The sequence below is a fragment of the Pantoea sp. X-Soil-OKNW-556 genome (assembly GCF_059730695.1).
Map to the genome: position 1 here is coordinate 2943369 of NZ_AP035990.1, position 24016 is coordinate 2967384.

Annotated in this window: 15 protein-coding genes; 7 read left to right on the plus strand and 8 right to left on the minus strand. The window is 54.6% G+C overall.

The features are described 5' to 3' along the window. Nucleotides 1-9: 9 nt before the first annotated feature. The 3 genes from AC6I8T_RS13850 to wbaP all read right to left on the minus strand — a co-directional run bounded on the left by AC6I8T_RS13850 (nucleotide 10) and on the right by wbaP (nucleotide 3180). A complete protein-coding gene (locus AC6I8T_RS13850; RefSeq protein WP_021185978.1) occupies nucleotides 10-444 on the minus strand; it encodes an arsenate reductase/protein-tyrosine-phosphatase family protein in 435 nt (144 codons plus the stop codon). Between the two features lie 9 nt (nucleotides 445-453). Further along, complete coding sequence (locus AC6I8T_RS13855) at nucleotides 454-1593, minus strand: polysaccharide export protein (RefSeq protein ID WP_036627640.1); 1140 nt, start codon at nucleotides 1591-1593, stop codon at nucleotides 454-456. 153 nt (nucleotides 1594-1746) lie between these two features. After that, nucleotides 1747-3180 (minus strand): undecaprenyl-phosphate galactose phosphotransferase WbaP, encoded by a 1434-nt coding sequence (gene wbaP / locus AC6I8T_RS13860; RefSeq protein ID WP_021185980.1) that lies wholly within the window; start codon nucleotides 3178-3180, stop codon nucleotides 1747-1749. Nucleotides 3181-3971: 791 nt separating this feature from the next. Here wbaP and AC6I8T_RS13865 point away from each other — a divergent pair. Continuing rightward, a complete protein-coding gene (locus tag AC6I8T_RS13865; protein WP_208723983.1) occupies nucleotides 3972-5543 on the plus strand; it encodes a TerC family protein in 1572 nt (523 codons plus the stop codon). 33 nt (nucleotides 5544-5576) lie between these two features. On the opposite strand, the gene asmA is transcribed toward AC6I8T_RS13865, so the two are convergent. From asmA to udk, 3 genes are all read right to left on the minus strand, one after another. Continuing rightward, nucleotides 5577-7376, minus strand: a complete 1800-nt coding sequence (asmA, locus tag AC6I8T_RS13870) for an outer membrane assembly protein AsmA (protein ID WP_497834040.1) — start codon at nucleotides 7374-7376, stop codon at nucleotides 5577-5579. Between the two features lie 21 nt (nucleotides 7377-7397). Further along, on the minus strand, nucleotides 7398-7979 hold the full coding sequence (gene dcd, locus AC6I8T_RS13875) for a dCTP deaminase (RefSeq protein WP_021185983.1): 582 nt from the start codon (nucleotides 7977-7979) through the stop codon (nucleotides 7398-7400). A gap of 82 nt (nucleotides 7980-8061) precedes the next feature. Continuing rightward, a complete protein-coding gene (gene udk, locus AC6I8T_RS13880) occupies nucleotides 8062-8703 on the minus strand; it encodes a uridine kinase (protein WP_021185984.1) in 642 nt (213 codons plus the stop codon). A 239-nt stretch (nucleotides 8704-8942) separates the two neighbouring features. Here udk and AC6I8T_RS13885 point away from each other — a divergent pair, with 239 nt between their 5' ends. The 3 genes from AC6I8T_RS13885 to yegD all read left to right on the plus strand — a co-directional run bounded on the left by AC6I8T_RS13885 (nucleotide 8943) and on the right by yegD (nucleotide 13700). Continuing rightward, nucleotides 8943-9557, plus strand: coding sequence for a phosphatase PAP2 family protein (locus tag AC6I8T_RS13885; RefSeq protein WP_497834041.1), 615 nt, complete (start codon nucleotides 8943-8945; stop codon nucleotides 9555-9557). A 159-nt stretch (nucleotides 9558-9716) separates the two neighbouring features. Further along, a complete protein-coding gene (locus AC6I8T_RS13890; protein ID WP_497834042.1) occupies nucleotides 9717-12281 on the plus strand; it encodes a diguanylate cyclase in 2565 nt (854 codons plus the stop codon). Nucleotides 12282-12347: 66 nt separating this feature from the next. Further along, nucleotides 12348-13700, plus strand: coding sequence for a molecular chaperone (gene yegD, locus AC6I8T_RS13895; RefSeq protein WP_208723979.1), 1353 nt, complete (start codon nucleotides 12348-12350; stop codon nucleotides 13698-13700). 82 nt (nucleotides 13701-13782) lie between these two features. Here the strand turns inward: yegD and AC6I8T_RS13900 are convergent, their stop codons facing one another. Then, nucleotides 13783-15120 (minus strand): carbohydrate porin, encoded by a 1338-nt coding sequence (locus AC6I8T_RS13900; protein ID WP_208723978.1) that lies wholly within the window; start codon nucleotides 15118-15120, stop codon nucleotides 13783-13785. A gap of 247 nt (nucleotides 15121-15367) precedes the next feature. Next, a complete protein-coding gene (locus tag AC6I8T_RS13905) occupies nucleotides 15368-16330 on the minus strand; it encodes an aldo/keto reductase (protein WP_497834043.1) in 963 nt (320 codons plus the stop codon). A 242-nt stretch (nucleotides 16331-16572) separates the two neighbouring features. On the opposite strand from AC6I8T_RS13905, the gene AC6I8T_RS13910 reads away from it, so the two are divergent. From AC6I8T_RS13910 to mdtC, 3 genes are read left to right on the plus strand one after another with little or no spacing between them, the layout of a single operon-like run. Beyond that, entirely contained in the window at nucleotides 16573-17817 is a 1245-nt protein-coding gene (locus AC6I8T_RS13910) for an MdtA/MuxA family multidrug efflux RND transporter periplasmic adaptor subunit (RefSeq protein WP_497834044.1), read from the plus strand. After that, nucleotides 17817-20939 carry an MdtB/MuxB family multidrug efflux RND transporter permease subunit gene (locus tag AC6I8T_RS13915; RefSeq protein WP_208723975.1) on the plus strand — a complete coding sequence of 1041 codons (3123 nt, stop codon included), beginning with the start codon at nucleotides 17817-17819 and terminating at the stop codon, nucleotides 20937-20939. Before AC6I8T_RS13910 ends, AC6I8T_RS13915 begins: the two co-directional genes overlap by 1 nt. Then, nucleotides 20936-24013, plus strand: a complete 3078-nt coding sequence (gene mdtC, locus AC6I8T_RS13920) for a multidrug efflux RND transporter permease subunit MdtC (protein WP_021185992.1) — start codon at nucleotides 20936-20938, stop codon at nucleotides 24011-24013. The genes AC6I8T_RS13915 and mdtC overlap by 4 nt, the downstream gene beginning before the upstream one ends. The last annotated feature ends 3 nt before the right edge of the window (nucleotides 24014-24016 follow it).

The window sequence follows — 24016 nt, forward strand, 5'->3', positions numbered from 1 at the left end:
TAATCCCAACTATCGGCTTAGTACGTTGACCCATTTCTGGGTAGCGTTTTCCAGTAACCCGTAAACCTCTTCAAAGGCCTCACGGCTTTTTTTGTACGGGTCCGCTATTTCCTGTTGGTTGAGCCAGTGCCCAAGCAGCATGGTTTTCCCGCGCGCGGCTGGATCGATGCGATTTACCTGTTCAACATGACGCTTTTCCATCACCAGGATCAGGTCATAGTCACGACACATATCTGCCGTTAACTGTTGAGCATGATGTCCCGCCAGCGAGAGGCCATGTCTGGCGGCCACATCACTGGCGGTCTGGTCTGCCGGGGAGCCACGCAAGGCACCCAACCCGGCAGACGCTACCCGGGTTTCAGGTAAAGCGCGTTTGAACAGACGCTCCCCGGTAGGGGAGCGGCAAATGTTGCCGACACAGACGACTAACACGGACGTAATCATGGTTAAACCTTAGTCTGACCAGTTGCGGAAACGCAGTGCTGCGGAGCTTGCATCATCAATACCCACAATGGTCGGTAACAGCGCGGAAATCACACGGTTCCAGCGGGTGAGCGGAGTGGAGGTGACATAAACAATGTCATACGGCTCCAGTTGGAATTCGGTGCCCATCACCATCGACGCCGCATCTTTGGTATTCAACTGATAGATGTTGGCAATCTTGGTGCGGTTGCTGCCACGAATAGGACGAATAACAAATACGCCGGTGGCATCGGCTGTGGTCTGATCCATCCCCTGCGCATTGCCCAGTGCTTCGGCTAGCGTCATACCGCTGCGGTCCATCTTCAGCGTGGTCTGCTGCTTCACTTCGCCCATCACGAAAATCTTCAGATCATCGTTACGTGGTACGTAGAGAATATCGCCCGGATACAGCAGATGGTTCTGGCTCAGGTCACCGTTTTGCATCAACGCCTGCAACGAAATACGCTGCTCGCGGCCATTGTGCGTCAGCACCACATTGCGCCAGTCAGCATCGGCGGTCAGGCCACCGGCGGCGTTGACGGCATCCAGCACGGTAAGGGGTACGTTGGTGATCGCCTGCTGGCCGGAGGTGGTCACTGAACCACTGATGTAGGTTTTTTGTGAGCGGAAAGCCGCGACATTCACATCCACCTGTGGGCTTTCGATGTACTGCGCCAGACGACGGGCGATTTCCGCACGGATTTCGGTCACCGTTCGACCTGCGACGCGCACTTTACCGATATACGGATAGAAGATGGTACCGTCTGCCTGCACCCAGTTACCGGTGTCGCTGGCACTACGATACTGACCTGCCGGGGTGGTTAATTCCGGGTGATCCCAGACCGTTACGTTAAGCACGTCGCCAATGCCAACACGATATTCGTAGTTCTGAATTTCGTTCTGCAACATTGGGTTGGCTTGCGCAACCAGCGGTTTCGGGCGCATCTGCTCAACCAGACGCGGCGTTAAAGGAAAGACGTTAACGTATTTGTCGATGTCAAAATTGCTATCCTGTTGTTCAATGACATCTTTTCCGCTAGTGGAAAGGCGCTGACCTGGTTCGATCGTGCACCCGGATAGAATAGTGGCGGATACCAGTAACGGTATCATTTTAATTTTCATTGTAATCATCTGGATCTTCGCTATCAGTTAATGATTGATAGAGGCGAAAACGCCGCTGTGTAAGCGTCTTACAAAACAAAGACTGACGGGTTAAACACCGAAACTGTGGGTCATTATCATTTGCTCCCTATGCTTTCTGTTCTCACCCTGCCCTCGCGTCTATCAATAGGCGCCATCGCGCTTGAGCACTACGCCAACGGTCTTAAACAGAATCGCGATGTCATTCCATAGCGACCAGTTTTTGACGTACCACGAATCGAAATAGACACGCGTTTCATAGTCAACGTCGTTACGACCGCTGACCTGCCACAATCCCGTCATGCCTGGTTTCGCCATCAGGTAATAATCGACATCACCGGCATAACGGCAGAGTTCATCTTCGATAACCGGACGCGGTCCTACGAGGCTCATATCGCCACGGACCACGTTCCACAGCTGCGGCAGCTCATCCAGGCTGGTTTTACGAATAAAGTGACCAACCTTTGTGATGCGCGGGTCATTTTTCAGCTTGAAGTCTTTGTCCCACTCGGCTCGGGCCACCGGATCGGTACGGAGCACCTCTTCCAGCACCTCTTTGGAGTTGATCACCATGGAGCGGAACTTCAGGCATTTGAATTTTCGGCCATTCATACCGACACGTTCATGACCATAAATTGGATTGCCACCGTCACGTCCGACAAGGAACCCTAACACCAGCAGGGCTGGGGACAGCGCGATGATAATGCTGAGTGCACCGACGATATCGAACGCGCGCTTCAGGCAGCGTGAGGTGCGTTTTGCCAGGTTGTTATTAACGCGCAAAATCATCACTTCGTGGCTGAAGATATACGCCATATCGGTGCCGTAGAGTGGTACACCACGCAGGGTCGGGATCACTGACACCGAACGGCAGTTGTGCATCGCCAACGTCTTCAACCAATTATCGCGGTACTGACTCTGCTCAAATTCAACGGCGACAATAAACTGCGTTTCATTGTTGGTAAGTTGCCAAAGCTCGTGTTCGCTGCGTAGCACCGGCACACCTTCGATGCTGGCTTGCGGGCAACTGCCATCAACATCGAAAAAGGCAATCACATCAAATCCCATCACCTCTTCGCTTTGCAGCGCCTGCCAGGCTTCCACGGCATTTTTGCTGCTGCCAATGATGATGGTCTGCTTTTTCCACAGTCCAAACCGGTTCAGCACACGTTTTGCAATGGCGCGCCCCAGCGGGATCAACATTAATGCCAGCAGCCAGGTCAGCACCCAGACGAAACGCGACATTTGCCATTGCGACAGTGCGGTAATGGACAAATCGATAACTGAGAAAATAAGAATGGTACGAAAGATCTCTTTCAACTCGAACCAAAAAGGTTTGCGATAGGTGAAATGACGCAGCCGCACCCAGAACCAGCCAACACAAATAATCGACAAACAGATGTGCGTGGCGATTTTTAAATTGAGGTCTTTTTCAGAAATATCTGCCAGTGGGGAATTCGTGAGCGAATTAATGAGTGCCAGAGCAATAAACAACGCCGCGTTGAAACAAATTAAATCCGAGCACGCCAGTAAAATTTTAGTGAGAAGACTTTTATAGGTAAATTCGTTATCGCGCATAATTAACTCTTTATTTTATTTCCCTAATCCTTAACGCCTCTGGCCTGTGTAATAAACGAGCGATATTGAAACTGTCATAAAACAGGCAATCTGCGGGGAAAATCTCTGGCGTTCATGTCAATTCCCTTACCGAGAAAGAAAGAAAATTGTGATAAATACCAACAGATTAGTCTGAATTCCTTCAACACTCTTGCAGACCAGATTCCCAGTTTAAAAAGTACTTCGGACACGCTACCGCCCTTGGCTGTCGCTGCCAATACCGCTTTACTTGCCCTAATTTCCCGTCCGTGGTTACCGGTTTGCCATGACAATAACTGGCCTTAACCGGGACACGATCACAATTCTCAACATTAAGAAGCTAAACAAGACGCTATTAACTACATAAGCGCAGACATTTACTAACACGTTGCTATACTAGTTATTACTGGCTTGTTTACAAGTAGACCCCGTGTTCCCTGCTCTCTTTTAGGAAAAAGACTACCAGTCATTAGTATTGATGCCATCCCTTTCAGGCCATTCCCACGTAAAAATCAGAAAAGTTCGATATTCAACTTCTGAGCAATTCGCATTAAAAACGAACGCAGTCACGCCCCGAAAACAATTAACCACAACAAATTCAGGTATGCGGTGTTTATCCATACATTCAACTTATCTGTCAAAAAACCCCTCTCGGATTAATCCTTATTACGCTGCTGCACTACGGAAATCGGCAAGGTCGGGGTATTTGTTCCCCTCACAGGATTAACTATGATAAGACTAAGCTCATTCTCAGACATTCAGGTGATGAAAGCATGTTGGAGTGGATCGCTGATCCCTCGCTCTGGGCAGGATTAGTCACGCTAATCGTTCTTGAGCTGGTTCTGGGCATTGATAACCTGGTTTTCATTGCCATTCTGGTGGAAAAACTACCCCCTGTGGTGCGCGATCGCGCTCGCGTGATTGGTCTGCTGCTGGCGTTGCTATTGCGCCTGGTTCTGCTGGCTTCGCTTTCCTGGCTGGTCACGCTGACCCAGCCGCTGTTTACCCTGTGGCAACACAGCTTCAGCGCCCGCGATTTGCTGCTGTTTGCCGGAGGGGTATTTCTCCTTTATAAAGCCACCACCGAACTGAATGACCGTCTTGAAGGCAGCGACGAGGACAACGGTCAAACCAAAAATGGCGCTAAATTCTGGCCGGTAGTTGCGCAAATTGTGGTGCTGGATGCCATTTTCTCGTTGGATGCGGTGATTACCGCCGTGGGGATGGTCAATGAATTGCCGGTAATGATGACGGCGGTGACCATTGCTATCTTGCTGATGTTAATGGCCAGCAAACCCTTAACGCGCTTCGTCAATAGCCACCCCACCATCGTGATTCTCTGCCTCAGTTTTCTGCTGATGATTGGCTTCAGCCTCGTCGCTGAAGGACTCGGTTTTATCATCCCGAAAGGTTACCTGTATGCCGCTATCGGTTTCTCGATTCTGATTGAAATGTTTAACCAGCTGGCGATGTTCAACCGTCGTCGTTTTCTCTCCGCAGGCCGTCCCTTGCGCCAGCGTACCGCCGAAGCTGTATTACGTATTTTGCGCGGAGAAGCACAGCGAGCAGAGCTGGACGCCGATACCGCCTCATTGCTAAGTGATGAAGAAGGCGCGCTATTTAACCGACAGGAGCGACGGATGATCGCACGCGTGCTGGGGTTGGGACAGCGTCAAATCAGCAGCATCATGACCTCACGTCACGATATCGAGCATATTGATCTGAGTGAAGATCCAGCGGAAATCATGGCCAAGCTCGACCGTAATCAACACACGCGCATTTTGATTACCGAAAAGGGCAATGAACCGCTCGGTGTCGTCCATGTGATTGATTTAATGCATCAGTCGCTGCACGCAAAATCACTGGATTTACGTTCACTCATCCGCCAACCGTTGGTTTTTCCCGAGCGCGTCACACTGCTACAGGCACTGGAGCAATTTCGTCAGGCACGCACGCATTTTGCCTTTGTTGTCGATGAGTTTGGCTCGGTGGAAGGTGTGGTTACCTTAAGTGATGTGATGGAAACCATTGCCGGCAATCTCCCCAATGAAGGGGAAGAGATTGATCCCCGCTACGACATCCAACCCGGCCCACAAGGTGGCTGGATTGCCAACGGACATATGCCGCTGGAGGATCTGGCGACCTATGTCCGGCTGCCGCTGGATGATAAGCGCAATTATCACACACTGGCCGGTTTGCTGATGGATAGCCTCCAGCATGTGCCGCAGGAAGGTGAGGAGTTGCAGGTGGGGGATTATTTATTGCGTACATTGCGGGTGGAAAATCATCGCGTCCAGAAGGTAGAGATTGTGCCGCTGGACAGAATAGGCGATCCACTTTCGTAACAGCGCGATAAATCGCGCCGTTACGTTGGTCAATCAAGGTTTCTTCTGTGATGATTGCTGACGATCCAGCCACTGTTCCAGTCGGTTCTTCGCTTCGCTTTGCAACTGCTGGCGCAATACCTGATCTACCGGCAGCGAGTACTGCAAATTATCCCACGGCCCGTACATCCGCAGGGGAATGGTCTGCTCATTCATGACCGCAGCCAGCTTCTCGTCCCCTTTCCAGCCACGCAACATCATATTGATGGTCACATCCAACTGACGGGTAAGCAGATTGATATTCCCCTGGCTCTGTACCGCCAGATGATTGCTGCCGCCCTGTAAATCAGGCAGCGTGACAACACCTTTATTCAGGCTGATGCGGCCACTCAGTTGCTGGATGCTCTGATCTTCACCTTCATCATTGCTGACGCGATTGCTGACGCGCGCCACGGCACGGCTCACCATCTGTTGCAGATTAAGCTGCGCGAGTTGCAGGTTGCTCGCCGTCAGCTCTGCACTACCCTGCCACTTCTGTTTAGCATCATCAATGCTCAGACCACTGCCGCTCAAATCCCCTTGCAGAGATACCGTCCCCTGAAGCACTTCCGGCAAGGCAAACGCCTTCAGCAATGGCGCAATCGCCACCTGCTGCAATTCGGGTTGCAGTGTCACCGTGGTGATTGGATGACGAATATCGACAGTGCCCGGAATAGAAAATTGCCCGTCACCCAACTTGCCCTGTAACTGACTCAGCGTCATCAACCCTTCCTGGTTGCTCGCCGTCAGTTGCAACTGACTGAGCGTCAGGCCACGCCATACCGCCTGATCTGCCGTCAGGTTGAGCGCCAGATCCATCATATTCAGCGGAGAATCACTATTGTCACGTTCGCGTGGTTCCGCAATCACTGGCGTGCGTATCACAGTGGCATGCTGCGCGGCACTGCTATCAGTTGCCGGCGCACTGACCATCAGGTTATCGAGGTTAAGTGCCGTCGCATGCAATTTAAGATCAAGCCGCTGCGGCAGCATCAGGCTCCCTTCTGCACTGCCATCAAGAGAACTGTCGTTGGCGCTCAGCTGCAATTTATTAAAGGCAAACTGCTGCCGGTCACTGTTCCACTCACCCTCACCGCTTAACGTCCCTTTAATCCCCTGCGTCGGAAGATTCGCGCCATCAAGGGTGTAATCCAGCGCGTCAATGCTGCCACTGAGACGGTGGGGGTACTGAGCCGCATCGAACTGCCCTTTCAGGCTGACAGTGAAATTACGCTGATTACGTGAAACACGGGTGCTGAGATCGATGCTGGCTTGTTTGCTGGCATCCTGATTCAGGCTGAGATTGAAATCGCGGAAGTTATATTCGTCGCCACCCTGCTGCTGCCAGATAAGCAGGCTATCAGCAAGTCGTAGCTTACCGATATCAAAAGACCAGCCATTGCTGCTGGTGGTCGGCTCGGTATCACGCGGCCCCACAGGTGAGCCAGTGGGTTTTTGCGCATCGCTGTCGGGTGTGACACGAATGATGGCATTCTTCAGCATCACCTGACTGACGCTGAGTTGATGAGAAAGTAATGGCCAGAGATTCACGTCAAGACGCATATTCTCGGCGGTAACCAGCGGCTGGCTGGCACCCGGCGCTGTCAGGCTCATGCGCCCCGCGAGAATACTGAGCTGCGGCCATACATGCCAACGTAAATCGCCGTTAACCTGAAGCCGATAACCACTTCGTTGTTCCACCTGATGTACCATATAGGTACGAAAGTCGTTGGGGTTTACCAGCAACACCAGAGCGGTCATTCCCGCGACGACCACCACTAACAGGATGGCCAGCGTGGTTATCAATCTTCTCATTACTTCCTCAAAGTTTGACGATCAATCTTTGTCGATACGGCTGGCATCAGCACCCTGCTGACCGCGATATTTCGCATCTTCACGACGATTGTAAGGACGCGCTGCCGGACCAGAGAGCGGCTCAAAGCTTAATGCCCCAATCAACATGCCGGGACGCAACGCCAGCGGCAGCTTACCCGAGTTGTAAAACTCCAGCACAATCCGTCCCTGCCAGCCGGGATCAATACGGTGCGCCGTAACATGCACCATCAATCCCAGACGCGCCAGTGATGAACGACCATCCAGCCAGCCGACGAGATCATCGGGTATCGTCACCGACTCAAGCGTCACCGCCAGCGCCAGTTCCCCCGGATGCAGAAAGAAGGCTTCCCCTTCCGGCAGCACGATTTCATCGCTCATCACGCGGTCCAGCGCAGCACTCACCTCATGCTTCGGACCACTTAAATCGATAAAAGGTGCAGTGTGACCGCTAAACGTGCGGAACTGATTGCCCAGGCGCACATCTACGGTGGCCCCATTAATACGTTCAACCGGTGGACGCGGTGTGATCGCCAACTTACCGCTGTCCAGCCAGGTTTCTATATCGCGATCGCATAATCTCATCGCTGTAACTCCATGATTTAAGTGTAGCGAAAGGTTGCCATTTGGTGACAACCTGAGCCGCACACGTCCATCCGGACGCGGTTTATTCGAAGAACTGGTTAATTTTTGCCTTGAGGATATCAATAGCAATACGGTTTTTCCCGCCGCGCGGCACAATAATGTCGGCGTACTGCTTGGAAGGCTCGATAAATTGCAGGAACATCGGGCGCACGGTTTTCTGGTACTGGCTCATCACCGAATCCATCGAACGACCACGTTCATTAACATCGCGTTTCATACGACGCATCAGACAGATATCCAGCGGGGTGTCGACAAAGATGGAGAAATTCATCTCCTGACGCAAGCGTGCATCAGTCAGCAACAGAATCCCTTCCAGAATGATCACTTTTTTCGGCTTCAGATGGATAGATTCAGAGGTACGGGTGTGCTCGACATAACTGTAAACCGGCAGATCAATGTTCTGGCCTGCCTTCAGCGCCTGCAAATGTTGCAGTAACAAGTCATGATCCATCGCGCTGGGATGGTCATAATTGGTTTTTACCCTCTCTTCCATTGTGAGATGACTTTGATCTTTGTAGTAGGCATCTTCCGGGATCACCCCGATATGCTCGTCACCGACCTGGTCACGGATTTCACGATAGAGCGTGCTGGCAATAAGACTTTTTCCGGATGCGGATGCACCTGCAATGCCAACGATCACGCACTGATGAGACTTGTCAGTCATACTTTTTTAAGACCTGATAACTGGAGCCTGTTGAAGCACATGCTTCGACGGGCCGATAATGAGAGGGTTTGGTTGGCGGCAATTATAGGGATTTCACCGGTTTGATGCCAGAGAAATGCAGCCGACACCTTTTCAGATTATCCCCTTTTGCAGCGGGGCGCATAATCGATACACTGTTCTTCATGCCGACGTGGTATGCAGCGTTGCGCCTGTTCGATTGTAAGCCCGCAAGGAGAAGTATGAGCTGGAAAACCCTGACGTATTTCGGTGACAGTATGTTGCTGATCCCCACCGCGGTGATCATCGCACTGGTGTTGCCGTGGAAAAGCGACAACCATCGTACCGTCTGGTACTGGTTGCTGGCATTTGGCCTCGCGGGTTTGCTGGTCAGCATCTCGAAAATCATGTTTCTCGGCTTTGGCATCGGCAGCGCCAGATTTAACTTCACCGGATTCAGTGGTCACAGTGCCATGTCAGCGACGCTCTGGCCGGTGATGATGTGGCTGGTGTCGGGTCGCTGGTCTGGTTTCTGGCGGCTGTGCACCATTGGTGTCGGCTACCTGATTCCGATGATGGTCGGCTTCTCGCGTCTGGTGATCCATGCGCATTCGCTCAGTGAAGTGCTTACCGGCCTGATGCTGGGCTTTACCCTCAGCAGTGCGTTTCTGCTCAGCCAGCGCGACACCGCACTTAAAGGTTTTAGTCTGCCGCAGATGGGTGTCGCATTTCTGGTACCACTGTTATTGATGAGCCACGGGCGGGTTGCGACCACCCAGCAATTCCTTGAACGCTTCTCCGCTGACCTCGCCGGGCTGGAAAAACCTTATACTCGTGCGGATCTTTTTCGTCAGTGATCAGTCAGCCCTTTGTTAATAAAGGGCGATTCAATGCATTGAATAAGGTAGAAAAGTGAATTCGCGGCAGACATCTTTTCCAGATGTGCTAGCATTCCAGTTAGAGAATGACTGGCGCATTTTTCGTCGTGTTGCGAATGCGCGCTGCTGGATTCGTGCATGACCCTCGAAATTTTAACCTCGCAAGATGGCTCAAAGAAACATTGGCTCAACGCCCTCTACCTGGGGGTAGTTGCGTTTGTGCTGACGTTATTCTGTCTGGAATTGATCATTGTCAGCGGGCGTATTTCTCCGTTGTGGTTCTCCACCGCGTTAATGACCATTGTGGTGTTCCGCGCCCCGGTGCACCGCGTGCCGCTGTTATTATTAGGCTGCATGGTGGGTACTGCGTTAGCCAACCTCCTGGTGATTGGCCCGGCGGTCAGCAACCTCAAATTTGCCCTGCTTAACATGTTACAGGCGCTGATGGGCGGCATCATGCTGCGTGTGCTGCTCGATCGGCGCGCGCCCCTCGACTCACTGCTGGACTGGGGCCGTTATGTGGTCACTGCCGGTATTATCGCGCCTTTTGTCGGCGGCTTGCTGGCACTGTGGTTGTTAAGCGTCAGTGGCACCGCCTCGCTGCCGTTTTTCTCCACCTGGGTGATTTCTGAAGTCATTGGTATGCTGGCGCTGGGCCCGGTGTTGCTGCTGTGGCCGTTAGGAAAGCAGGAAAACCCGGTTGCGCGCCATCGCAGTATAGAAACGATCCTCACCCTGGCCTTTACCCTGCTTGCCAGCTACCTCAGCCTGCGTTATCTGCCGTGGCCCTTCACCTTTATTGTAGTGATCCTGTTTTGGTGTGCGATACGCTTACCCAAGTTCGAAGCCTTTTTACTGTTCCTGCTCAACTCCAGTTTTATCTCGCTGCTGCTGGCATTCAACCTGGTCAATCTCGGTCACGATGACCGTATGCTGGGTCAGGCTGGAACCTGGCTGCCCTTCCTGTTGGTGCTCATCCCCAGCCACGTTATGGCGCTGGTGATGGATGCATTCCAGCGTGAAAAAAATCATATCGCTGAGAGCGAAACCCGCTTCCGTAACGCTATGGAGTATTCCGCGATCGGCATGGCGCTGGTTTCCCCGCAGGGGAACTGGTTGCAGGTCAACCAATCGCTGTGCCGAACTCTGGGCTTTCCGGCGGAAGAGTTGCGTAAGCTCACTTTTCAGCAAATCACCCACCCTGACGATCTGAACAACGATTTACAGCAACTCAGGCGGCTGCTGGAGGGTGAAATCATGACTTACACCCTGGAAAAGCGTTATTTCCGCAAAGATGGCGAAACGGTATGGGCGCGCCTGACCGTCTCAGTGGTGCGGGATGCCCAACAGCAACCGCTGTATTTCATTTCACAAATCGTTGATATCTCTGAGCTTAAGCAGAGTGAGCAAGTAAATCGACGCCTGATGGAACGCATTACCCTCGCCAATGAAGCGGGCGGTATTGGCGTGTGGGAATGGAACCTGGTGACCGGTGAGCTGATGTGGGACAAACGCATGTATGAGTTGTTTGCGCTGGCACCGCATGAAGTCCCTACCTATGACCTGTGGTTACAACGGGTGCACCCAACAGAACAGGAATATGTCGCACTGACGGTGCAGCAGGCGATTGAACGCCGCAGTGCGTTTCATATGGAATACCGCATCGGATTATCGGAGGGGATCCGTTATGTGCGTACCGAAGCCAACCGTATCCTCAGCCAGGATGGGCAGATCGAACGTATGCTCGGTATCAGCCAGGATATTACCCATCTGCGCGCACTGAACGATGCCTTATTCCAGGAAAAAGAACGCATGGCGATTACCCTGGATTCGATCGGTGAAGCGGTGATCAGCACCAACGATGAAATGCAGGTCACCTTTATGAATCCGGTGGCAGAAAAGATGACCGGCTGGACGCAGGATGCCGCAGCAGGGATGGCAATCTCCGAGTTGCTTAACATCACGCATGGCCCTGCCGGGGCGCGGATCCACAATCTGCTGTTGTGCCAGCTTCCGGCAGAAAAAACCACGCCAGACCTGGAAGAAGAGCTGGTGTTGCACACCGCCGACGGGGGCGTATTCGAAGTCCATTACAGCATCACCCCGCTGAAGACGCTGACTGGCGACAGTATTGGGGCAGTGATGGTCATTCAGGACGTCAGCGAATCACGCAAGATGATGAAGCGTCTGAGTTATAGCGCTTCTCACGATATGCTGACGCGTTTACCCAATCGTCTCAACTTTGAAAGGCAGTTTAAACGCTTGCTGAGTGATGCGGCAGTCAACCAGCATCAGCATGTGCTGGTATTTATCGACCTCGACAAATTTAAAGCGGTGAATGATACCGCGGGCCATGCTGCCGGAGATGCGCTGTTGCGCGAGCTGAGTGAGCTGATGCAACACCATATCCGCAGCAGTGATTTCCTCGCCCGCCTCGGCGGTGACGAATTTGGCTTGCTGTTGCCGGACTGCGAGGTCGATGACGTGCGCGAGGTGGTACAACGGCTGGTGACGGCGATCAATCAGTATCGTTTTATGTGGCTGGACAGTATCTATCAAGTCGGTGCCAGCGCCGGTATGACGCAGATTGACGAGCATAATTGCATCAGCAATCTGGTGATGTCCCAGGCCGACGTTGCCTGCTACAGCGCCAAACACGCCGGACGCGGGCAATATCATGTTTATCAGGAAATACAGATGTAATCTGCCTTGCCTGCCCGCGCGAGCTGCGCTAAAGTCGCCCCCTTTTTTCCGGCATGGGGGACAATAATGTTTATCGGATTCGATTATGGCACCGCCAACTGTTCCATCGCAGTCAGCGATGCGGGCACACCACGGCTGCTGACGCTGGAAAATGGCCAGCGCCTGCTTCCCTCCATGATTTGCGCGCCCACCCGCGAAGCTATCAGCGAATGGCTTTACCGTCACCATCAGGTGCCGACTCCCGATAGCGAAGGTCAGGCGTTGCTGCAACGCGCGTTGCGTTTTAACCGCGAAGAAGACATCGATGTGACCGCCAGCAGCGTCCAGTTTGGTCTTACTGCGTTGCAAAACTATATGGTTGAGCCGGAAGAGGTGTGGTTTGTTAAATCGCCCAAATCCTTTCTCGGGGCCAACGGCCTGAAACCACAGCAGATCGCGCTGTTTGAGGATTTGGTCTGCGCCATGATGCTGCATATCCGCCAGCAGGGTGAAAGCCAGCTCGAGCAGCCGATTGATCAGGCGGTGATTGGCCGTCCGATTAACTTCCAGGGTCTGGGCGGAGATGAAGCGAATGAGCAGGCGCAGGGGATTCTACTGCGTGCGGCTAAACGCGCCGGTTTCCGCGATGTGGAATTTCAGTTTGAACCGGTGGCCGCAGGTTTAGATTTCGAAGCCACACTGACCAAAGAGACACGGGTGTTGGTGGTCGATATCGGCGGCGGTACTACCGACTGCTCAATGCTGTTGATGGGACCGGAATGGCGCAATAAAGCCGATCGTCGCGCCAGCTTGCTGGGGCACAGCGGTTGCCGCGTGGGCGGAAACGATCTGGATATTATGCTGGCGTTCAAAACCCTGATGCCGCTGCTCGGTCTTGGCGGTAACACGCAGAAAGGCATCGCCCTCCCCGCCCTGCCGTGGTGGAACGCGGTGGCGATCAACGATGTTCCGGCACAAAGCGAGTTTTACTCTGCCGCCTGCGGCAAGCTTCTGCGCGACCTGGTACGTGATGCCCAGGATCCTGATCAGGTCGCATACCTGCTGAAGGTATGGCAACAGAAACTGAGCTATCGGCTGGTGCGTGCGGCGGAAGAAAGCAAGATCGCGCTTTCCGATCAACCGGTTACCTCCGCTTCGCTGGCATTTATTGCTGCGCAGTTACAGACGGAAACCAGCGCGGCACAGCTGGAAGAGGCGATCAATCAACCGCTGGAACGCATTCTGGAACAGGTGCATCTGGCACTGGCGACCTGTGAGACCAAGCCGGAGGTGATCTATCTGACCGGCGGCAGCGCCCGTTCACCGGTGCTGCGTGCAGCGTTACAGCAGGCATTACCGGATACGCCCATTGCCAGTGGCGATGATTTTGGCTCAGTCACCGCGGGCCTGGCCCGTTGGGCCGAGATTATGTTCGGTTAACCGAACATAATTTCTGTCGCGGCGCGATTTATCGCGCAGAATTGGAGGCGTCCCACAGGACGCCTCTTTGGTAAGTGATTAATCAGAAATTGATATTCGCCGCAATACCGCCGATAAACGCATCTTTCACTTCGCTCACGGCCCCCGGCGCTACAACATATTGCAGGTTTGGACGCAGTTGCAGCCATTTGGTCAACTGAGCGTTGTAATAGATTTCATAGTTATATTCAGAACCATCCTGAATCGGCAGATAGGTCGGGCTGTTGTAGTCCGTTTCACCATTCGCCGCATTTTGCTGACGTAATGCCGTGGTATAGGAGCTGTTTACGTGGATACGTGCTGCACCAATACCAATTTCGTCGGCAGGACGCGCATCAAACGGTCCTTTCCAGGTAAAGCTGATGGATTGATAGTTGTCGGTTTTTGAGGTTTTGTGATCGTTCATCACCGCCTGAACCGTGACGCCCAGACCACGGCTGGCATCGCCGCCCTGCGCCGTCAGCTGTTGTTGCAACAGGACATAACCACCATAGGCATGCGCCTGATCCTGGTAAGCGCCATTACGCCAGCTGCCATACACATCGCCATCAACTGACGAATAGTAGTAACCGATACGGTAGTTACCCGGCAGTTTGTCCGGGCCAAAGGTCGGTTTCCAGCCTAATTCCACCGGCACCATGTTGCCGAGTGAATTGTTCATATCAAGGCGGAAGCCATTGCCGGTATCGTAGTTTTTCGGGTTGTCGTTATAGAAGCCCACCTGGAAGAACACTTCCGGCGTAATGTTAACTTTGATACGACCGCCCCATTGTGAAACCGGCCAGTTGTACCAACGGTCGCCACGCCAGTTACCGGCCTGGCCACTGCCGAACGCCAGGTTCTGGAATTTGCTGTCGAAGTTATCGAAGTCTTCACCCACGGTGACACGACCCGCTTTGATATCGACCACGTCATTAAATAGTCCCTGGCGTAACCAGAATTGGGTTAAACGCCAGGTCTGACCGCGACCGTAGACTTCCTGAACGGAAGAGAGCGTGCCGCTTCGCGGATCGCCCACCTGATCAGAGATGTTGCGGCCATTACGGTCGGTAATGGTCATCTGGAATTCGGCATCCTGCCAGTTCAGCAGTTTTTCCAGATCGAGATTGACACCAAACGCCCACTGATCGCTGTAGCGCATCGAGGTGTTTTTGTCATAACCGCCACCAAGGTTAGAGGCGCTTTCCATGGTGTAGTTAACGTCAAATTTGACGCCATCGTTCTCAAGCTGCGTTCGGTAACCGCCCCAGTCACCAAACATATAGGGAGAATCGTAGCTGAATGCATCTGCTGCCACGGCAGATGCGCTCAGCAGAGCGAACATAATCGTTCCCGCGGCCAGACGGCTCGGGATGCGTTGCACTGCTTCTTTTCTGTTCATAATGGTTATTCTTTTGTGAGTTACTGGAAAGATCGAGCAGAGAATAGTGCTGAGGGTGGGGTGATTTTTGCAAATATGTGCTCAGAGTTCCCTGAGGTGACAGTTAATTAATGCAATTGTGACAGCGATCTATGAATGAATATCTTTTGACGAGAATGGCATTTTTTGACTGGAAAAAATTACGCTCCGGTTAACATCAGCAACCCATTGTTGCGGCGCGATAAATCGCACCGCGACGAAAGGATAATTAACCGGCACTGGCGCGCGACAGTTCTTCAATCTCTTGTTTACCTAACCTGAGTTGCGTTGCCTGCACCAAATCATCAATCTGCGCTAACGAGGTCGCGCTGACAATTGGCGCGCTGATACTCGGGCGGGCAATCTGCCATGCCAGGGCTACCTGAGTGGGTGACGCATCATGGGAATCGGCCACGGTGTCCAGCGCATCAAGAATGCGCAAGCCGCGCGGATTAAGATATTTTGCGACCACGCCCTGTCCACGCGCACTTTTGCTGGCATCTGCTGCGGTACGATATTTGCCGCTGAGGAAGCCACTGGCCAGTGAATAGTAGTTAATCACGCCCAGGCCATGTTCCACTGCAACTTGCTCCAGACCGCTTTCATAGCCCTGGCGATCATACAGGTTGTACTCCGGTTGTAACGTTTCATAACGTGCCAGCCCCTGCTGCTCGCTGATGTCCAGCGCTTCCTGCAACCGTTCGGCGCTGTAGTTGGAGGCACCTATCGCCCGTACCTTCCCTTCTTTGATCAATGAATCGAACGCGGCCAGCGTATCAGCCAGCGGCGTATCCTGATCATCGCGGTGCGCCTGATACAAGTCGATATAATCGGTTTGCAAACGGCGCAGTGAGTCTTCCACCGCCTGGCGAATATATTGCGGTTTCAGGCCGGTTTTATCCGGCGACAATTCCATACCCACTTTGGTCGCCAGCACGATGCTGTCGCGTTTGCCGGTTTTTTTCAGCCATTTACCAATAATGGTTTCCGATTCACCGCCCTGATTGCCAGGCGCCCAGCGCGAATAAACATCGGCGGTGTCAATAAACCACAATCCCTTCTCCACCAATGCATCCAGCAAGGAAAAGGACGTTTTCTCATCCACGGTCCAGCCAAATACATTCCCACCAAAAGTAAGAACCGGCACTGCTATACCCGTGTCGCCAAGCTGGCGAGTTGATTGTTGACTCATTTTATTTCTCCTTAATTGAAACGAGACGGCTCAGCTCTCCAGCTTAGCAAAGGGCAAAACCGGCTTATGAAAAAATCCTGATAAAATTCGTACAGAATATGAATACTTAGCGTGCACAGGACGATATTCTTATTTCCTTCAATTTTCGCCCATGCCTGGCGACTACAATTCTTTCGTTTGCGCTCCGGCAGGTTGGGCGGCGCATTTTGGGAAAACGAATTCGCTGGAGAGCACATAACTTCATGAACACCCGACGTCCATTGTTGAAAAAAAGCCTGATTACTCTGGCGATCGTCGCTGTACTGGCGGGCGGTTATTACTGGTGGCAACATCCGGCTGAACCCAATAAACAGCCACAGGCCGAAGGACAACGCCATTATGGGCGCGGCGTGAGTGGTGCAAATGGCGCTAATCGTCGACCACTGGCCCCGGTTCAGGCCGCCACCGCCACCTTACAAAGCGTGCCACAGTATCTGACTGGCCTCGGCACCGTCACCGCTGCCAACACCGTCACGGTGCGCAGCCGGGTCGATGGTCAGTTAATGGCGCTGCATTTCACAGAGGGGCAACAGGTTAACGCTGGCGCGTTGCTGGCCGAGATCGACCCTCGCCCTTATCAGGTGGCGCTCACCCAGGCACAAGGACAACTGGCTAAAGATCAGGCCACACTTGCCAACGCCAAACGCGATTTGGCCCGTTATGAAAAGCTGGCAAAAACCGCGCTGGTTTCACAGCAGGAACTGGATACCCAACGCTCGCTGGTGAGTGAAACCCTCGGCACCATCAAAGCCGATGAAGGCAACGTCGCCAGCGCGCAACTGAACCTGACCTACAGTCGGATTACCGCCCCCATCTCCGGGCGCGTCGGCCTGAAGCAGGTCGATGTTGGCAACTACATTACCTCTGGCGACACCACCGGCCTGGTGGTGATCACGCAAACGCATCCGATTGATGTGGTATTCAGCGTGGCCGAGAACAATATCAGTCAAATCCTCAAGGCACAGAAAAGCGGCCAGCCGCTGGTGGTGGATGCCTGGGATCGGAGCAACACCAACCTGCTCGCCACTGGTTCGCTGCTGAGTATTGATAACCAGATTGATGTCACCACCGGTACCATCAAATTAAAAGCGCGTTTCAGCAATGAAGACGACGCGTTATTTCCCAACCAGTTCGTCAATGCACGCCTGAAAGTCGATACCTTGCAGGATGCGGTGGTTATCCCTGCCGCTGCGTTGCAAATGAGCAACGACGGCCATTTTGTCTGGGTGGTGAATAGCGAGAACAAGGTGAGCAAAAAACGCGTTACCGCCGGTTTGCAGGATAGCCAGAAAGTGGTGATCAGCGCCGGGCTGGAAGCGGGTGAACGTGTGGTGACCGACGGTCTGGATCGTCTGACCGAAGGCGCAACCGTTGAGATTGTCGCGCCGCAGAGCACCGCCACCCACAGCACTCGCGCTGCGCAGCCAGCACGCGGAGAACGTCAATAATGCAGGTTATGCCTCCCGACACCAGCGGTGGACCGTCCCGCCTGTTTATTCTGCGCCCGGTGGCAACCACCCTGCTGATGATCGCTATTTTGCTGGCCGGTATCCTCGGTTATCGCTTCCTGCCGGTTTCCGCGCTGCCGGAGGTGGATTATCCGACCATTCAGGTCGTTACCCTTTACCCCGGCGCCAGCCCGGATGTGGTGACCTCGTCAATCACCGCACCGCTGGAGCGCCAGTTTGGTCAGATGTCGGGGCTGAAGCAGATGGCTTCGCAAAGTTCCGGTGGCGCATCGGTGATAACGCTGCAATTCCAGCTCACGCTGTCGCTCGATGTTGCCGAGCAGGAAGTGCAGGCGGCAATCAATTCCGCAACCAATCTTTTGCCGAGCGATCTGCCCAATCCACCGGTCTACAGTAAAGTTAACCCGGCCGATCCGCCGATCATGACCCTTGCCGTCACGACCACCAGCATGCCGCTCACCCAGGTGCAGGATATGGTGGAAACCCGTGTGGCGCAGAAGATTTCTCAGGTCAGCGGTGTCGGCCTGGTGACGCTCTCCGGCGGGCAGCGTCCCGCCGTGCGCGTGCAGATGAACGCGCAGGCGCTGGCAGCATTGGGGCTGACCAGCGAAACCGTGCGTACCGCCATCAGCAACGCTAACGTCAATTCGGCGAAAGGAAGCCTCGACGGCCCCACCCGTTCAATCACCCTGTCAGCCAACGATCAGATGACCTCTGCCGAGGATTATCGTCAGTTGATCATCAGCTACAACAACGGTGCACCGGTGCGTTTGGGCGATGTTGCCACCATCGAACAGGGCGCGGAAAATAGCTGGCTCGGTGCCTGGGCGAACCGTCAGGCCGCCATCGTGCTCAACGTACAACGCCAGCCAGGCGCTAACATTATCGCCACAGCAGATAACATTCGGGCGCTGCTGCCATCCCTGACCGCTGCGCTGCCGAAGTCGGTTGAAGTGAAAATGCTCACCGATCGCACCACCAATATCCGTGCCTCAGTGGCCGATACCCAGCACGAGCTGATGCTGGCAATTGGCCTGGTGGTGATGATCATCTATCTGTTTTTACGCAATGTCCCGGCCACCATTATTCCGGCGGTAGCCGTTCCCCTGTCACTGGTCGGCACCTTCGCCGCGATGTATTTTCTCGGTTTCTCGATCAACAACCTGACGTTAATGGCGCTGACCATCGCCACGGGCTTTGTGGTCGATGACGCCATCGTAGTGATTGAGAACATCTCCCGCTATCTGGAGAAAGGGGAAAAACCGCTTACCGCGGCGCTGAAAGGTGCCGGTGAAATCGGCTTCACCATTATCTCCCTCACCTTCTCCCTGATTGCGGTGCTGATCCCGCTGCTGTTTATGGGAGATGTGATTGGCCGTTTGTTCCGTGAATTTGCCGTCACCCTGGCGGTGGCGATCCTGATCTCCGCCGTGGTATCGCTGACGCTGACGCCGATGATGTGCGCACGCATGCTCAGTGCCGAATCCTTACGCAAACAGAACCGTTTTTCACGCGCCAGTGAAGCGATGTTTGATCGAGTAGTCGCCGGTTATGGCCGCTGGCTGACGCGGGTGCTGAAACATCCGTGGCTGACGTTGTCAGTCGCGCTGGGCACCCTGCTACTTACCGTTTTGCTATGGATCGTTATCCCCAAAGGATTCTTTCCGCAACAGGATAACGGCATCATTCAGGGCACCTTGCAGGCGCCACAGTCCGTCTCCTATGCCAACATGGCGCAACGCACCCGCGATGTCGCCTCGATCATCATGAAAGATCCGGCGGTGCAGAGTCTGACTTCATTTGTCGGGGTGGATGGCACCAATGCCGCCCTGAACAGCGCACGGCTGCAAATCAACCTCAAACCGTTGGCCGAGCGCGATGATCGTATCCCGGCAGTGCAGAAACGGTTGCAGGATGCGATCGCCAGCGTGCCGGGCGTGTCGTTGTGGCTGCAACCGGTCCAGGACCTCACCATCGATACTCAGGCCAGCCGCACCCCGTATCAATTCACGCTGCAATCCGGCTCGCTTGATTCGCTGAGTACCTGGGTGCCGGCGCTGCAAAACCTGCTCAACACCCTGCCCGAACTGCGCGATGTCAGCAACGACTGGCAGGATCAAGGGTTAGAAGCCTTTATCCGTGTCGACCGCGACAGCGCCAGCCGTCTGGGTATCACCATGGCGGATGTCGATAACGCGCTGTACAACGCCTTCGGTCAGCGTCTGATCTCAACCATTTACACCCAGGCCAATCAATATCGCGTGGTGTTAGGACAGAACAACGAGGCCACACCCGGCCTCGCCAGTCTGGACGGCATTCGTCTGACCAGCACCGATGGCGGCAGCGTGCCGCTGAGTGCCATTGCCAGAGTGGAAGAACGTCATGCGGCGTTGAGTATCAACCATCTCGACCAGTTTCCCTCAGCAACGTTCTCCTTTAACGTGGCCGACGGCTATTCACTTGGCGACGCCGTCAAAGCGGTCAGCGCAGCTGAAGATCAGGTCGGCATGCCTGCCGAGATGATGACCCAGTTCCAGGGCAGCACGCTGGCATTTGAAGCGGCGCTCACCAGCACGGTGTGGCTGATCATCGCGGCGGTGGTGGCGATGTATATCGTGCTGGGGGTGCTGTACGAAAGCTTTATCCATCCGGTGACCATCCTCTCAACGCTGCCTACCGCCGGGGTGGGGGCGCTGCTGGCGCTGATGATCAGCGGCAACGAACTGGATATTGTTTCGATCATCGGCATCATCTTGTTGATCGGTATCGTGAAGAAAAACGCCATCATGATGATCGACTTTGCGCTGGCGGCGGAACGGGAACAGGGTATGTCCCCGCGAGAGGCGATTTATCAGGCCTGTCTGCTGCGTTTCCGTCCGATCCTGATGACCACGCTGGCCGCTCTGCTGGGTGCGCTGCCATTGATGCTGAGCACCGGCGCGGGGGCAGAGTTACGTCGGCCGCTGGGAATTGCTATGGCTGGCGGCCTGATCCTCAGCCAGATCCTGACGCTGTTCACCACTCCGGTCATCTATCTGTTGTTTGACCGCCTGGCACAGATCACGCGTCGCCGCTTCCGCCGCCCGGAGACGCAGCCGTGAAGTTCTTTGCCCTGTTCATCCACCGCCCCGTCGCCACCACGCTACTGACGCTGGCGATTGCGCTGGCGGGGATTCTCGGCTTCCGCCTGCTGCCGGTCGCGCCGCTACCGCAGGTTGATTTTCCGGTGATCGTGATTTCCGCATCGCTGCCGGGTGCCGCGCCGGAAACCATGGCCTCTTCGGTTGCGACGCCGCTCGAACGTTCGCTCGGGCGTATCGCTGGCGTCAGCGAGATGACTTCCACCAGCTCGCTGGGCAGCACGCGTATTATCCTGGTGTTTGATTTTGACCGCGACATCAACGGTGCCGCACGCGATGTGCAGGCGGCGATCAACGCCGCGCAGAGCCTGTTGCCCACCGGGATGCCAAGCCGTCCGACTTACCGTAAGGCCAACCCTTCCGACGCGCCGATTATGATTCTGACGCTGACCTCGGAGATTTATAATCCCGGTCAGCTGTATGATTACGCCTCAACGCAACTGGCGCAGAAACTGTCGCAGATTGAAGGCGTTGGCGATGTCACGGTGGGCGGAAGCTCGCTGCCAGCGGTGCGTGTCGAGTTGAATCCGCAGGCGTTGTTCAATCAGGGCGTGTCACTGGATGCGGTGCGCACGGCCATTGCTAACGCCAACCAGCGCCGTCCACAAGGCGCGATTGATGACCACCAGCAACGCTGGCAATTGCGAACCAACGATGAACTGCAAACCGCCAGCGATTATCAGCCGCTGGTGGTGCATTACAACAACGGCGCGGCAGTACGGCTGCGTGATGTGGCGAACGTGCAGGATTCGGTGCAGGATGTGCGTAACGCCGGGATGACCAATGGCAAACCGGCGGTACTGCTGGTGATCCGCAAATCCCCGGAAGCGAACGTCATCGACACCGTTGACCGTATTCGTGCCGAACTGCCGGAGCTGCATGATGTCATTCCGGCATCCATCGACCTGCAAGTGGCGCAGGACCGTTCGCCCACCATCCGCGCCTCCTTGCAGGAGGTGGAGCAGTCGCTGATCATCGCCGTCGCCCTGGTGATTCTGGTGGTGTTTTTCTTCCTGCGTGACGGACGCGCCACGTTAATCCCCGCCGCCGCAGTGCCGGTGTCGTTGATTGGTACCTTTGCCGCCATGTATCTGTGCGGCTTCAGTCTGAATAACCTGTCGTTGATGGCGCTTACCATCGCCACCGGTTTTGTGGTAGATGACGCCATCGTGGTGCTGGAGAATATCGCGCGCCATGTTGAAGCCGGAATGAAACCCTTACCGGCGGCGTTGCAGGGGGTACGTGAAGTCGGTTTTACCGTGCTGTCGATGAGCCTGTCCCTGATTGCGGTATTTCTGCCGCTGCTGATGCTCGGCGGTATCATTGGCCGCTTCTTCTCTGAATTCGCGATAACCCTCTCGGTGGCGATCCTGATCTCGCTGTTTATCTCCATCACCCTGACGCCAATGATGTGCGCATACCTGCTGAAACCACATGCTCCCCGCGCACAGCCGCGTCTGCGCGGTGCCGGACGCGTGCTGATGGCGGTACAGCATGGCTATGGTCGCTCACTCGGTTGGGTGCTGGATCATGCGCGCTGGGTCTTGCTGGTGCTGCTGGCCACCGTCGGGCTGACCATCTGGCTGTTTATCTCGATTCCCAAAACCTTTATGCCAGAGCAGGATACCGGACGCCTGACCGGCTTTATCTCTGCCGACCAGAGCATCTCCTTTCAGGCGATGCGGGGGAAATTGCAGGACTTTATGAACATCATCAAGGCCGACCCGGCGGTGGATAATGTCACCGGTTTCACCGGTGGCTCGCGCACCAACAGCGGCTCGATGTTTATCTCCCTTAAGCCGCTTTCCGAACGGAGTGAAACCGCCCAGCAGGTGATTGCCCGCCTGCGCACCAAGCTGGCAAAGGAGCCGGGCGCTAATCTGTATCTCAATGCGGTGCAGGACATCCGTATTGGTGGACGCGAGTCAAACGCCAGTTACCAGTACAGCCTGCTGTCCGATAACCTGGCGGATTTGCGCACCTGGGAGCCTCAGATCCGTAAAGCATTTGCCGCCCTGCCGGAACTGGCTGACGTCAACTCTGATCAACAGGATAACGGCAGCGAGATGGCGCTGACTTACGATCGCGAGAGCATGGCGCGGCTGGGGATTGATGTTTCTGCCGCTAACGCCTTACTGAATAACGCCTTTGGTCAGCGGCAGATTTCGACCATCTATCAACCACTGAACCAGTACAAAGTGGTGATGGAGGTGGAACCACGTTACACCCAGGATATCAGCGCACTGGAGCAAATGTTTGTCATCAACAGCGACGGAAAAGCTATCCCGCTGAGTTGGTTTGCCCGCTGGCAACCGGCCAATGCGCCGTTGTCCGTTAACCATCAGGGCTTATCTGCCGCTTCGACTATCTCTTTTAACCTGCCGGAAGGCGTATCCTTGTCGCAGGCGTCCGATGCGATTGACCGCACCATGACGGCACTGGGTGTCCCCAGCAGCGTGCGTGGCAGCTTTGCTGGTACGGCGCAGGTGTTCCAGCAGTCGCAATCCAGCCAGCTGTACCTGATTCTGGCGGCAATTGCGGCGGTGTATATCGTGTTGGGGATTTTGTATGAGAGCTATGTCCATCCGCTGACTATTCTCTCTACCCTGCCCTCCGCCGGAGTCGGTGCGCTGCTGGCGCTGGAACTGTTTAACACCCCGTTCAGCCTGATTGCGCTGATCGGCATTTTGCTGCTGATTGGCATCGTGAAAAAGAACGCGATTATGATGGTCGACTTTGCGCTGGAGGCAGAACGAAACGGCAACCTGACGGCGCGTGAGGCAATATTTCAGGCGTGCCAGCTGCGTTTTCGCCCGATTCTGATGACCACGCTGGCCGCGCTGTTTGGCGCACTGCCGCTGGTACTGACCAGCGGCGATGGCGCAGAACTGCGGCAACCGCTCGGCATCACCATCGCTGGAGGCCTGGTCATGAGCCAGCTGCTAACGCTCTACACCACACCGGTGGTGTATCTGATGATGGATAAGCTGCGACGCAGGAAGCGCCCGGCGCTGATCAACATTCAGGAGAATTAACGG

Excerpts from the sequence above, each read along its gene's own strand:
- AC6I8T_RS13850 (WP_021185978.1), bottom strand. The coding sequence starts at position 444 with ATGATTACGTCCGTGTTAGTCGTCTGTGTCGGCAACATTTGCCGCTCC.
- AC6I8T_RS13855 (WP_036627640.1), bottom strand. The coding sequence starts at position 1,593 with ATGATTACAATGAAAATTAAAATGATACCGTTACTGGTATCCGCCACT.
- wbaP (WP_021185980.1), bottom strand. The coding sequence starts at position 3,180 with ATGCGCGATAACGAATTTACCTATAAAAGTCTTCTCACTAAAATTTTA.
- AC6I8T_RS13865 (WP_208723983.1), top strand. The coding sequence starts at position 3,972 with ATGTTGGAGTGGATCGCTGATCCCTCGCTCTGGGCAGGATTAGTCACG.
- asmA (WP_497834040.1), bottom strand. The coding sequence starts at position 7,376 with ATGAGAAGATTGATAACCACGCTGGCCATCCTGTTAGTGGTGGTCGTC.
- dcd (WP_021185983.1), bottom strand. The coding sequence starts at position 7,979 with ATGAGATTATGCGATCGCGATATAGAAACCTGGCTGGACAGCGGTAAG.
- udk (WP_021185984.1), bottom strand. The coding sequence starts at position 8,703 with ATGACTGACAAGTCTCATCAGTGCGTGATCGTTGGCATTGCAGGTGCA.
- AC6I8T_RS13885 (WP_497834041.1), top strand. The coding sequence starts at position 8,943 with ATGAGCTGGAAAACCCTGACGTATTTCGGTGACAGTATGTTGCTGATC.
- AC6I8T_RS13890 (WP_497834042.1), top strand. The coding sequence starts at position 9,717 with ATGACCCTCGAAATTTTAACCTCGCAAGATGGCTCAAAGAAACATTGG.
- yegD (WP_208723979.1), top strand. The coding sequence starts at position 12,348 with ATGTTTATCGGATTCGATTATGGCACCGCCAACTGTTCCATCGCAGTC.
- AC6I8T_RS13900 (WP_208723978.1), bottom strand. The coding sequence starts at position 15,120 with ATGAACAGAAAAGAAGCAGTGCAACGCATCCCGAGCCGTCTGGCCGCG.
- AC6I8T_RS13905 (WP_497834043.1), bottom strand. The coding sequence starts at position 16,330 with ATGAGTCAACAATCAACTCGCCAGCTTGGCGACACGGGTATAGCAGTG.
- AC6I8T_RS13910 (WP_497834044.1), top strand. The coding sequence starts at position 16,573 with ATGAACACCCGACGTCCATTGTTGAAAAAAAGCCTGATTACTCTGGCG.
- AC6I8T_RS13915 (WP_208723975.1), top strand. The coding sequence starts at position 17,817 with ATGCAGGTTATGCCTCCCGACACCAGCGGTGGACCGTCCCGCCTGTTT.